This is a genomic window from Gelidibacter algens (assembly GCF_001678675.1).
GTDB lineage: Bacteria > Bacteroidota > Bacteroidia > Flavobacteriales > Flavobacteriaceae > Gelidibacter > Gelidibacter algens.
Genome location: NZ_LZRN01000064.1, coordinates 1 through 13976, shown reverse-complemented (window position 1 = coordinate 13976; position 13976 = coordinate 1). Strand labels below are relative to the sequence as shown.

The window sequence follows — 13976 nt, the reverse complement described above, 5'->3', positions numbered from 1 at the left end:
ACAAACGATACTCGAGTTCGTATTAGAGAAGTAACGAATATAAAATTAGTTGAGAAGAATACAATTTGTTGGTCTTGTACTAAACGTTTTCCTTATTAAATTTTGATTACATAGGCACAAAGGAGTCAGACTAGTTTAATTATTGACGGCTATGTTGAATGGAACTAAATTTTGATAGGAAAAAAATAGTAAAAATGATTTTTTGTTAGAATTAGACAGTCAAAATTCCAAAATAGATTGGGAAAAAATAGAAGATACTGAACCATATGACTTAGAGCCAGTAACTAACGAGAGTGAATTTATTGGAAGAAAAAAGATTATTGACTCCTTAAAGAAAATAGGAAACAAAGTAAATTCATCTTACATATTTGGACAAAGACGGGTTGGAAAAACATCAATCGTAAAAACTTTGCAATCTAGCATTAAATTTGAAAATACTTTAATTATTTATTTAGAAGCAGGGGACTGGAGTAACGCAATAAGTCCTGAACAAAGCATGAATGATTTAGGCAGGAAAATCTGTAACAAGATTATTAAATCTAATATCAAATACAAAAACTTAGCTATTCCGCAATTCAACGGTTCATTCAATACTATCACAGATTTTTTAGATGATGTAACCGAAATTGATTCTAACTACAAGGTTTTAATTATATTGGATGAATTTGATAGAATTTCTAATGATCTGCTCTATCAGAGTGAAATAGCGAAATCTTTCGTATTAACAATTCGCTCTATTAGTAATAGGGTGCAATTCGGTTTTGTACTTGTAGGTGGCGAAAAAATGGAATATATTTTAAGTCAATGGCAAGAGTTTAATAAATTTAAACCAATTAGAGTAGATTATTTTGACAAAAAATCAGAATGGGAAGATTTTAAGAATTTAATCAAAATTCCAGTTGAAGGTATACTTGAAATAACGGATAAGGCTATAGATTATATTTATATGCAAACTTCAGGAAATCCATATTTCACAAAAAAAATATGCATTGAATTATTTCAGTGGATGGTAAGCAATCGTGATACGCATGTTACCGAAGAAGAAGCTAAACAAGCCACAAAAATTGCTAGAAGCAGCAGTAATATCGGAGCCACTGACTTTTCTCATTTTTGGAAAGATGGTATTAAAGAAAAAGAAGAAAAGGAAGAAGAAATATCCATAAATCGTAGAAAAGTTCTTTTAGCAATAGGACAGCTGCTTCAAGCGAGTATAAAAACTACTAAAGAAGCTGTAATAGATAAATCTATGGCCAACGGCTTAAATATTATGGAAGCAGAAAAAACGTTGGATGAATTTATTCAAAGAAAAATAATTAATGTTAATAACGATGAGTACAGATTTATTGTAAAGTTTTTTGAAGATTGGTTAATTTCTAATGGGCTTAATAAAATAATAACAACTTTTCAAGAAGAACAAATGTTGTTCTTAAGAAATCAATATGAAAATCATATAAAAATAAGCTCAGAAGAAATTAATATATTGTCACAAAGTTGGCCATCGTATAAAGCTAAAAGAACATCAACTGATGATATAAGAGCTTGGTTAGAACAATTTGGAGATTTTGAGGATCAGAGAGCTATGTTTAATATTTTAAGTAATCTGAAGTTTTACCAAACCTCTGAAATACGAGACAAAATGGAGGACATATTTCGAGAAGTTAGAAAAGAGATAGCAAAGAGTCAGAAAATAGTATATAAAGAACAGGGAAAGCTCAAGAGGGACGACATTTTAGTTAGTTATCTTGATAAAAACCCAGTAAAAAGTGGAGCTGAATATGCTAAAATGTTTGTGGAGGTAAACAATATATATAAGGATAATTCTACTAATCCAGACAAGATAGATAGGAAGCTTTTAGAATTGAAAAATATTAATTCATTAGTTTTTATAGATGATTTTATTGGAAGTGGAGATAGTGTAATTGAAAATTTGAAGCCTATCATATTATCAAACCTTGAAACACTAAAAAAGAATAATATAATTATCGTTATAGGAGTCATAACAGGTTTCGAAGAAGCGAAACATAAAATAATCAAGTTTGGAAAAAAAGAGGGTGTAACATTAGAAGTTAAATTAATTGATCCATTAAATAATTCTGATAAATGTTTTGATGATGATTCTTTAATTTACATAAAACCTATTGATAGGGAGAAAGCTAAAATTATCTGTGAAAAAATTGGAAATAAACTCGAAAAAAGACATCCGCTGGGTTATCATAATTGTCAAGCGACAGTTGTTTTCCCTACTACTTGCCCTAATAACACACTACCTATACTTTGGAAAGAAACTGAAAATTGGAAGCCATTGTTCAAGAGAGGATAATGATTATGCCTAGCCAATCTATTTAGTTGAAAAGACCTATGTTTTTTATTGGATAATATTTTCAAAATAGTTTAATAACTCAAGCCTATAAAAAATTTTTAAAATTATTAATGCAAGAAATAAAAACATATACACAAGAGCTATTAACCAAAGCTAAGAAGTACTTAACCAAAGAGTACAATTTAGAGGCTTTAAATGTTTCGGATTTTCAAGCCATTAACTTTTACTTAATGGATGTAGCCATTAATAAAGAAGACAATTTATTTATTGAATCTTTTCATAAGGAGTTACCTGCCTTATCACAATTTCCTGCCGTACTCTCTATCGCGATATCATTATTTTATAAAAACTATTGTGATAATCATACTATATATGAAGTGGGTGATGTTCTACAAAGAGATAGAAGGCGTTATAAGATTTTGCAGGTTAGTAAAGAATTTTATACCGTAATAGGAGGGAAAAAGGATGAAGAATTCAGAGGCACTATACGGCATAAAGACATCGAGAAATACAGAATAGTTACAGGGCAACGTACTGGCAGACGTGTCAAGGTAGGCTTTAATCATTATGCGGAATTTTATAAAAAAATCTTCAATGAAGAATCTCATCTACCTTCTCAGTTTAAATATAAGGCGGCAATTATCATGTCTAAAAAAGAGTTTGACGAAGAATTAAGGACTCAAAAGTATATAGATATTGATATAAAAAAAGCAATACCTATGCGTTGGATAGCACGTTCTGGATCGGAAAGTTGGAACCATATTCCAATTGAGCCTATGATTTACTGTGTACCGGATTATGACACATTACAAACCTATGTTTTAGATAAGGGGATTGCTATTGAAACACTCATTGTCATTGGTAAGAACAGATACAAAGATGAAGTAAGTACAAGAATCCGATTAGCGCTCAGAAATGAAGAGATCCTTAATTGTATCATCTTAGGTAGTGAAGGTTTTAACGATCAACAAAACCAATTCTTAAAATGGAAATGGACCGCATCAGAGTTTGAGTATTTGGAAAAAAAGGAACCAGGTTTAGTAATAGTAAGAAATATTGAAGATGTTAACTATCAAAATAAGATAGATGATTTTATGCAATATCTACGAACTTTAGAAAAAGATAATGCTATCTCTTTGGTCAACGTAAAAAGATTACGAAGGTTCCTTTATGCTTTAGTATTAGCCAAACATGAAAACAGTCGCAATTTATCACAATTGGAGTTTATTCAACACTTAATTAAAACAGTAGCTTCTGAAACTATTGAGCAGGAATTCTATGATTTGGGAATAGATGATTCAGAAATACAGTTGCAAATCAGACTGAAAATTGATGAAATATTCAATAATTTCAATAATAATAAACTGAAATATTTAGACCGCATTAAGAATATTCAATTCCTGATAGTTCCTGATCGATTAGTTGAAAACTGGAAAGATGAATTTGAAGGGAGTCATCATAAAGTAATTAGTCTTAATGAATTTAAAAAAATACAAAATAAAATAGACGGAAATAAAAATGTATATCTTCTTAGTATATACAATAATGGAATGTTTTACGATGAAGTATTGCATCTAGCAATAAATGCACCACATCGGATTTCTTTCTTAGCATACCCAGAAGAGGCACAGGTAATTAATAACTATATAGATAAATATAAAAATAGCTTAATTACGGAATATCGTTCTAGGGATCGGAAGAAACTCACGGGGCTAGATTTTAACATGGGGCTTAGAGAGACCATTGAAAATAAATCATTGGATGACATAATGGATGGGTTTTATCAGAGAAATGAGCGCTCAGAAAATGTGTATGACTATGAGTCTAACAAACAGGTTAACTATCGGTTTAGATTTGAAGGTTACCCAGATTCTTTAGTTTATGATGGTTCTAAAACAATACTCATTAATAAGGATGGGCGTTGGGTAAAATCAAAAACCTATAATGTGTTACCAGGAGATATTGTAAGGATTTATAGCAATTTATCTAAGGAGCGTCTATTTGATATTGCATCTCAAGAGGACAAGAACAATCGATTTGGCGAAGTCGAAATTATGTCAAGATTGTGGAAGAAGACCTTATTAAGATATTATTCAGAACGAGCAGGTAAAGACAGGTATTACGATCGAGACCGGTTACTCAGTTCCCTAAAAGCGCATGGAAGTAAAATCACTAATTCTATAACTATTTCAAAATGGTTAAATGAAAGTGATAAAGAAAAGTTTCCACACAGTAATAATGAATTGAAGGCAATAAAGCAATTGGTAGATGATGAAGAATTGAATAATGCTTATGCGACATTATTGCGTGCAAAAGGATTTTATCGTGGTTTGATGATCAGTTTAGGTAGAGACCTGAGTGATGACGTGATGGACTACATTATTTCAGAAGGAACAATTAAAGGTAGAATGCTTTCAAAGTTTGAAAATGAAGAAATTCTATCTTTCGTGAAAAGCGCAGCACCAGTAAGAACGATAGCCACTAAAGCAATTACAGAAGATGAAGAATCAAACTGATGATTTAGATAAAAAAGCGAGACAAATATTTCAAGACCGCATTCAACGAGGTATGATAGGTCCAGGCTCTGATATGTGGGGACTTCCTGATGAAGAGGAAATTATATCAGATTATCCTCTTCCAAGGTATTTCAGCGGAGTTCTGTTTCCTAATAAATCTGAAACACCAGCAACACAGTCTGGTGAGGACGATGCGGCGCTGGAAAGCGAATCATTATTTAATGGTAATGACGAAGAAGAAGATCCTTCGGACGAGGAGAATAAAGATGTTGAAGGAACTAAGGACACAGGAGAAAAACAGGAGAAAATTAAAGTGGCGCGTCAAGATTTTAATCTAGATACGAATAGTTTTTTTCCAACTAACATTGGTATAACGATAGCTGTAGATAAATCAGTCAAGGACATAGAAGTCGAGTTTTCTTTTGGGCTATACACTCAGGCTAAAACTGAGGAAAGAAAAATAAAGATTTCTAAAGCTGGATATGATTCCTTCTTTGAAGAGGGAATTCCCTATCCATTGCCATTCCGTGATGTACTTAAGTACGAAGATGGCTATATGTTTTTAAATCGAGAGCTTAAAGGAGAACAGAAAAACCCTGAAAGAGCAAAGGGAGAATATGGAGAGTTTGACGAATTCAAAAACAGAAGGAATCTGATAAGACAAACAGAGGAAGGTGGTTATTTTTCTGCATTTTATCACGTTGGTAAATTAGAAAAGCTTCTAGGTAGAGCTTGGAAAAGAACACCATACATTTTTACAGAATCCATTTCAGTAGAAAAATCCTTTAAAACACCTGTTTCTTTTGATTTTCCAGATAAAATATACAAATTGACAGGTGCAGGATATAATATCAAAGTTTATGAAGATGCTAGAGCTAGATTTGTAAAAATTCAATTAGTTAATCAATCTGAAGATCATCCTGCAAATCGTTTTTCTAATAGATCAGAAAATCTAAATTTCAAATCGCTCTTCCAAGGAAGTATTAAAGTTCAGACAAACGGATTGATTGAATACAAGGATAATAGTTTAAACACTTATGCAGAAGATGATGAAATCAGGGATTCTGAAGCAGAAGAAATAGAATTAATCTATCGCAATATAAAGAGTTATGGTATTGGTCATAATTGTTCTGTCATTTGGGATGTAAAGAGAAAAACAGTACAGTCTACATTTTTGCCTGAACAAAATATCAATGATGTCATTAACGAGTTTGAAGATAGTAGTTTAGACAAAGCGTTAGATATGCGTAATCTCTCTATTTGGGGATTATCAAAAGACGAAATAAAAGTAAATCTTAAAGATTTTGTATTGAGTTATGACGCATGGATTAATAAACAAGTACAAGAGAAAAACTCCTTAAATAATACAGAAAAAGAGGTTGCAGACCGGGTCATCAAAAGACAACAACAAAACTATAACCGTCTTAACGAAAATATCAATTTGTTAGACGACGCAAAGGTGTTTAAGGCTTTTCAGTTAGCCAATACTGCAATGCTCATCCAGTTAATAATATCCAATGATAAAAATTTAGGTAAGACAGAAAAGGATCTGTTTGAGATTGATAAATCGATCAATGCTAATAGACTTGAATATTTCGAACACTATGATACTCTTAAAAATTTGGGATTTGTTCCAAAATATAGACCGTTTCAATTAGCATTTTTATTACTCAGTTTGGATGAGATAGCATTTCCAGAAAAACGTAAAGCAAATAATACCGTTGACCTTATATGGTTTCCCACAGGTGGTGGAAAAACAGAAGCGTATTTAGCAGTAGCTGCCTTTACAATTGCATTCCGCAGAATAAGTAATGAGACCAACTACGGTGGTACAAGTGTAATCATGCGTTACACTTTGCGTTTACTAACAGCACAACAATTTGAACGCGCGTCACGATTGATTGCAACCTTGGAATTTATGCGTTGTCAACCAGAATTTGCTGATGCATTAAAGGTAGAACCTATTAGCATCGGCTTATGGGTTGGACAAGCTTCTACACCGAATAAAATTGGAGGAGATAATGGTGCAAGTGTTTTTGTTTCTCAAATGGACGAAGAGGCTTTAAAAGGAGAGAAAGGAAACCCCGAACGTAAAAATGTATTTCAAATAAGTAGCTGTCCTTGGTGTGGTACTAAGTCAGTATCAAAAGAAAAAAATTCAAAAGGAGAAACGATCTGGCGTTATGGATTCAAAGTAAATAGAGGAGAGTTAAAAGTGTCCTGCATCAATAAGCAATGCCACTTTCATAAAGGTTTACCTATACAAGTAGTTGATGAAAACCTATATGAGAATCCACCGACGTTATTATTTGGAACAGTGGATAAGTTTGCAATGTTAGCCTGGCAAGATGAAGCTCATAATTTCTTCAAAGCAAATACCGTTAATGGCTTGCCACCAGATTTAATAATTCAAGATGAGTTACACTTGCTGAACGGACCATTGGGTTCAATTACAGCTTTATTTGAATCGACTATAGAGCTCTTGTGCACAAAAAATGGGATTGCACCTAAAATTATATCTTCTACTGCAACAACAAGAAATACGCAATATCAAATTGAAAAGCTTTATGGTAATAGAAAAGTAAATATATTCCCTCCATCAGGTATTAATCATAACGATAGTTTCTTTTCAAGAGAAAGTACAGAAAGTAAAAGACGCTATATCGGTTTTATGGCCACGGGCAAAACCTCTATTGATACACAATTACAACTATTGGCGCATCTTTTTGTTTCGCGGCTTGAGGTTTACAGAAATAAAGAAACAACGGAATTTGCAAACAATTACTGGACAATAGTATCCTATTACAATAGCTTAAAGGACGTAGGTAAGATTTTTAATAAAGTAGGAGATGAAGTAACCAATTTTACATCTACACTACAATACCGTCTAGAAGACTTATTCAACCCTATTGATGATTTCAACTTTAATTATATGGGAATATCCTCTCGTACTGAAGAATTAACCAGTCGTGTAGAAAGCTCACGAATTAAAGCCGTTCTTAAAGAACTAGAACTACCTTTTGAAGAAAAAAACATTGTTACCACAGATAAAGGTTTTCGTTACTTAAATGATGTCGTTGATTTTGTATTAGCAACAAATATGATTTCCGTGGGTATCGATATTAGTAGATTAAACTTAATGCTTATTAATGGAATGCCTAAGAATGTTGCAGAATATATACAGGCATCCAGTCGTATAGGACGTAAGACAAATGGATTGGTAGTGTCATTATTAGATCCCAATCGCGCTAGAGAGAAATCCTATTTTGAACATTTTATAAATTTCCATCAAGCGTTTTATAAATCTGTAGAGCCATTAAGTATCACACCTTTTACAGAGAGTACTATTGATAAAATGCTGACCACATCATTAGTAGCTTTTGTACGTAATAAATATCCAAACTTAAATAAAGATACTGACGCGACAAACTTCAAACCAGTGTTAGCAGAAGAGTACAGACTCTTTATTGAGCAACGGTTTGGTGTTCAAAATAGAGAAATGATGACCTATTTCGAGCGTAGATATCAAAATATTGTTGACGATTGGGAAAGCAAAGCAAAAGCTTCCAATGACTTAAAGTACAAACGACTTCTGAAAAGGCCATCTGATAAAAATGAGAGCGCTATAGATTGGACAGTGATGCAGTCAATGAGAGAAATAGATACAGATACATTTATAAGAATAAAATCGAATTTTGAATGGCGTTAAGAAGAAATAGTAGAATAGCTGATAATAAGTTTGTGAAAATGCAGACACGTAAGGCCATCAGTTCTTATGGTGGTTCGGGGTCAATTATAGAAACGCCATTTGGCGCATTAATGATTGATAAGTTTGATCAATGGCCATTCTTTCGCTTTAATGTAAAAGATGGTCAAACGGTTATTGATGCATCATATCATATAAGCGATGAAAGACTATTACAACGATTATCGCATAAAGATGGTTTTGAGAAATTAGAGGCATTTGTATATGTTCCCGACAATGTATCCTCATCAAGTAGAGCAGATGTTCCCGAACATCAAAATGATACTATTAGTGCATCATTTTTTCCTAAATGGTTTTACTGTAATTCTTGCAAGCGATTCAAGCATATCAATGATTGGTGGAGAGAATGGAGCTTGGCAAAATCAAACGCTACAAAGAAAGAATTTGCTCCACCTAAGTGTGGTGTCTGTTATGCAAAGCGTGGGAGTAAGTTTGCGCCAGAATTAGAGCAAGTACGTTTTGTTATGACAGCACCTAATGGAGATATTAAAGATATTCCTTGGGAAAGATGGAATAAGGCACAAAAAGCAGTTCAGGATGAGGACACAGAGAATGGATCAGTAAGATTAGACTATGAAGCATTATGTTGTGAAAATCCAGATCTGCGTTATTCAAAATCTACAAAGTTTTCTGATTTAGCAGGTATTAGCATTAAATGCATGAATGATGGATGCAGTCATAAGGGAAGAATGATGAATTTATCAGGTTTATTTGGTTTGCGTGAAAGGAAATATTTCACGGAAGAAGAACTTTTGGGGCGTCACGACCGCAAGATGGAATCAAAAGTTTATTTCAAACCAGTTATCCGAAGTAGTAATAGCGTTTATTATCCAATTCTTGTTTCAAGTATATTTTTACCAATAGATAAAGGATTACTAAACAAGGATATAGAAAAGATAAATCGATTTAAATCTAAAGGTAAAGATGCAGAATTTATCTACGAAGCTTTAGAAGAAAAATACCCTTTAGAACAGATTCAGGAAATACTCAAAAACGATAATGATATGATATATATTCCAGAGTTGGAATACCGTTTATATGAGTATAACTTCCTTGTTAAAAATTCAAATATTGATTTTACAGATGAAGATGAAAATTTAATCTTTAAAAAGGAATCTCTCTCGAAACTAAATTCATTTGGTTTTGAACAAATTATAGGCTTAAGGCGTATCAAAATGACTACCGCACAATTAGGCTATACGCGTCAAGAACCATTAACTAATGATGACTTCTTTTCTAACATGGACGAAACGCAAATGCTGATAGAAAAAAAATTTACTTCTAAATGGGCGGACAAAACAAAATACCTACCTGCAATTGAAAGTTTTGGAGAAGGGATTTTTATAGCATTATCGCATGATAAAATTGAAAGTTGGATCATACAAGCAGAAACAAATGAACACTTTAAAAACAAAATAAATAAGCTATACCTCAATATCGAAAGCCATGCCTATCGTTCGGTAAAAGAAAAGTTTGGAATGCCAGTAGATAGAGAGCATTTAATACGTTTTATATTAGTGCATACGCTTTCACATTTATTAATTAAGGAGTTAGAGTTCCTATGTGGCTATCCTTCAACCTCACTTAACGAGAGACTTTTTGTTGATAGAGATCAGATGCAAGGTGTATTATTATATACAATTGCAGGAGCAGAAGGTAGTTATGGTGGTTTAGTATCTCAAGCGCCAGAGACACAAATATTACGCTTATTGAAATCAGCATTAAGAAGAGCATCAGATTGCGCATCAGATCCTATTTGTTACAATACAGACGATGGGCAAGGTGTTGGCGGATTAAATATGGCAGCTTGCTATAGTTGTACTTTAATCCCTGAAAATGCTTGTGAGGAGTTTAATTCTTTTTTAGACCGTTCATTATTGATAGATGAAGCGTATGGTTTTTTTAAAGGTTTGTTAAATTGATATTTGGAAATGAAACAATTCAAAGCAGGATATATTGTTGATGCCATTAGTAATGTCATTACAGACAACTTCAAACCATTAAATTATTTTAATGATTTTCTAAATGAAAGCAGTAATAAAACAAAAGGATTATTGCAGAACCTTAGTGCTTTTGATGTGGAGTTTCCATATGAGCATACGATCGACTATGCTAATATACAACCAATATTAGCTACAATAAATAACATCATATCAAGAGGTTTACCTACAAAGGCGCCGATTGTGATTGAGGAAATCTTTACAAAAATAGGATTAACTCAAAAAACTGATAATGAATATATTTTAGAATACTCGAAATCTATTAAAGATTTAAGTTTTGAAACCATATTTGAATTACTTCATATTATTGAACCAGGTTTAAGACTTGATGATGAAACCTATGGAGGCGAATTAGGAAGCCAACTAGAACGAAAGTTTTTAGGAAACCATCATTTCGTGCATCAACTTTTTCAAACACAAAGAGATTTTGCTACAATTAATCCTGATATGATTGGAGGGAAAACCGTTGATTTTAGCTTCACATCTCCTTATTTATCATGGAATAATTTACAAAATAGGACAGAGTATAAGACTAGAATTTTTGAAATAGATGGTCCACACCATTTGTTAGCCGAATATGTTTTCTATGATACCAATAGAGATTTGGCTACAGATAAGGTGAATGTTGACACTATTCGTTTCACTCAAAATGAGATTAACGCAAATGCGATTTCGTATGAACGCTTATTTAATGAGGATTTGTATAAGCTTTTTGAGAAAAATTTTTATAGAGAATCTGCTGAGTTTTTAGAAGAATTCAGTTTAATTTTTGTGCCATTTGCAGTTGCTAGAATTCAAAAAACACTGCTAGAGCATTTTATAGCAAAACCGGAGATTTTAAATAATGAAACATTGCTTATTGCAATTATTGAAAGAGATGTGCCATGTGGCGCTTTGGCAATCAAGAGTTTGGAGGATTTATTTTCAAATTTAAATGCTTTGCTATCAGATAATGATAAATTACCATTACCAAAAATCGAATTGAGTGTTTTTGAAAATGAGAAATGGGTGATAGATCAAAGTTTGCATTGTGATAACATTCCAAAAAATGAATCTTACTTTGGTGCTAATGATTTCGACATAATCATAGATCATTCTATTTTAAGACGTTCTCAAATCTATAGAGATAAGGAGTATTCACTTCGTGATGCAATTTTAATTCGTTCGTCACATTATATTGATAACAGTATTGAAAGTAGCAGAAAAGTGTATTGTGCCAATTTATTAAACTATAAAGAGTTGGTGGTTAGAAATAGTGATGATTCCTATGGTTCAATTGAAGGTTTAGAAAAAAATATTAATTTTTTTATTCAAAATATTTTTAGAAAATCCAGCTTTAGACCTGGGCAATTACCCATAATTTCTAGAGCCTTGCAACAAAAACCTGTTATTGGTTTGTTACCAACAGGAGGAGGTAAATCTTTAACTTATCAATTGCCAGTTTTTTTACAACCAGGTTTATGCTTGGTGGTGGATCCTATTAAATCATTAATGGAAGATCAGGTTAGAGTACTGAACAATAATTGGATAGACTGCTGTGATTTTATAAATTCAAATTTAGAAAGAGTAGAAAAACAAAAAAAACTAATCGATTTTAAGTTCGGACAAACTCAATTCTTATTTGTCTCTCCAGAAAGATTTGTAATGCAAGATTTCAGAAATATCATTAGTGCCATTGACAATAATAAATATCATCTAGCATTTTCCTATTGCATAATTGATGAAGTGCATTGTTTATCTGAATGGGGGCACGATTTCCGTTCTACTTACCTAATGTTAGGTAAAAATGCTCAAAAGTTTATAAAAACAAGAGCGAATAAAGTCACGTTAGTAGGTTTGACAGCCACAGCATCTTATGATGTTTTAGCAGATATCGAAAGAGAATTAGATATTAAACATGATGACGCTGCTAATGCTGTAATTTCGATTGATAACACCATAAGGAAAGAATTGTTTTTTGATTACATAGTATGCAATGCTCAGATTGCTGATCATCATATTACAGATAGGGATATAAAAGACAGAATAGGTCTTATAAAAAGAGAACAATTAAACGAATATGTCAAAAACAGTGTCAATAATTTAAAAAGTATTAACAATAAAGTCATTGCGGAATCTCTTGAGCAACATTATAAAGAATTTGAGGTAGAAGAATTTGATGAATTTAAGAATACTATAACTATTGAAGTCGAATCAGATTCAATAAATAGTATTCCTAATAATTCATTTGATACCATATCTTCAATAATTTTTTGCCCGCATACTCAGGGAATTCTTGGAGTGACAGGAAGAGTTCATGATGGAAATAAACCAAAAGAAATATTTGAAAACCTAATAGTTGATCATTCTAATAAATCCTATTTCATAGGAAATGATGAAGGAGGCCGATTAAATGAAGAAATTCACAGTCATTTCACGGATTTTTTAGCTGGTAAAACTAGCTACATGGTTTGCACTAAGGCATTTGGAATGGGTATCGATAAGGAGGATGTAAGAATTGTTTATCATATCAATTATTCTTCATCACCAGAAAGTTATATCCAGGAAGCAGGAAGGGCAGGAAGGGATAAGAAAAAATCTCTATGCGTAAATTTAATTAATACGGAAGAATTTTACTATTTAAATCCTAACTACATAAAACAATTTCAAAAGGAGATTAGAATAAAATTAAGGCATCTTATCGAAGACTTTAATGGGACGAGCTTTGCCCTAAAAAGGAATTCAACTAAAGGAACATTAGTAAATGATATTAAGTTAATTACTCATGATTTTTCTGATACATTCATACCACAAAAGGATTTAGATGTACCAAAAAACTATATTATCCTACAATTTAGATGAAAGTATTCATGATTTTTTTCACAATAACAGCTTTAAGGGGATTGAAACTGAGTTATACCAATTAGAACGCTTTTTTACTAGAACAGAGCAAATTATTAAAACAGTTTTTAATCAAATTACTGAAATTTATAATCTTGAAAACGATAGGAATGTTAATTTTTATTTAACACCAGAAGGTAATTATCAAGGTAATATATGGCTTAGAAATGAGGATAGTATTGTGTTCGGTAGAATTAAAAATACAATTGGTCATGGTAAACTAACAGTTGATTTCAATTTCGGCCCGAAAGGTGGTGTTATGGACATACCTCTTACTAATGATATTTTTGATTTTATCTGCAAACACCAGAATGAAAATAGTCCAACCACAACATTATTTGATTACTTGAGTAATCCTGTTGAAAACGTTATTAATAATGGTCTATCATTAAAAGCGTTCTTTGAATTAGCGAGTAATAATTTAAAATTTATTGCGCCATTAGATTTTACCAGAGATAGTTTGTCTGAAAAAATAGATTTTAGTACTTTAATTT

Annotated in this window: 6 protein-coding genes; all 6 read left to right on the top strand. The window is 32.1% G+C overall.

All coding sequences use genetic code 11. The annotated features are described in order from the left end of the window. Positions 1 to 202 precede the first annotated feature (202 nt). Positions 203 to 2320: a phosphoribosyltransferase-like protein gene (locus tag A9996_RS17965; RefSeq protein WP_066438549.1), complete on the top strand. Its 2118-nt coding sequence runs from the start codon at positions 203 to 205 to the stop codon at positions 2318 to 2320. A 110-nt stretch (positions 2321 to 2430) separates the two neighbouring features. After that, complete coding sequence (locus A9996_RS17960; protein ID WP_066438548.1) at positions 2431 to 4836, top strand: DISARM anti-phage system protein DrmE domain-containing protein; 2406 nt, start codon at positions 2431 to 2433, stop codon at positions 4834 to 4836. Next, a complete protein-coding gene (locus tag A9996_RS17955) occupies positions 4820 to 8545 on the top strand; it encodes a helicase-related protein (protein ID WP_066438545.1) in 3726 nt (1241 codons plus the stop codon). Before A9996_RS17960 ends, A9996_RS17955 begins: the two co-directional genes overlap by 17 nt. Next, positions 8536 to 10524 carry a DUF1998 domain-containing protein gene (drmB, locus tag A9996_RS17950; RefSeq protein WP_066438541.1) on the top strand — a complete coding sequence of 663 codons (1989 nt, stop codon included), beginning with the start codon at positions 8536 to 8538 and terminating at the stop codon, positions 10522 to 10524. The genes A9996_RS17955 and drmB overlap by 10 nt, the downstream gene beginning before the upstream one ends. A gap of 9 nt (positions 10525 to 10533) precedes the next feature. Continuing rightward, the gene (locus A9996_RS20730) at positions 10534 to 13443 is read left to right on the top strand and encodes a DEAD/DEAH box helicase (protein WP_066438538.1); all 2910 of its coding nucleotides are present in this window, start codon (positions 10534 to 10536) and stop codon (positions 13441 to 13443) included. After that, positions 13406 to 13976, top strand: a 571-nt coding sequence (locus A9996_RS17940; protein ID WP_157487249.1) for a hypothetical protein, incomplete at its 3' end; no start/stop codon positions are given. The genes A9996_RS20730 and A9996_RS17940, both read left to right, overlap by 38 nt.

What these genes read in the sequence shown, in the direction of transcription:
- A9996_RS17960 (WP_066438548.1), top strand. Translation starts at nt 2,431, where the DNA reads ATGCAAGAAATAAAAACATATACACAAGAGCTATTAACCAAAGCTAAG.
- A9996_RS17955 (WP_066438545.1), top strand. Translation starts at nt 4,820, where the DNA reads ATGAAGAATCAAACTGATGATTTAGATAAAAAAGCGAGACAAATATTT.
- drmB (WP_066438541.1), top strand. Translation starts at nt 8,536, where the DNA reads ATGGCGTTAAGAAGAAATAGTAGAATAGCTGATAATAAGTTTGTGAAA.
- A9996_RS20730 (WP_066438538.1), top strand. Translation starts at nt 10,534, where the DNA reads ATGAAACAATTCAAAGCAGGATATATTGTTGATGCCATTAGTAATGTC.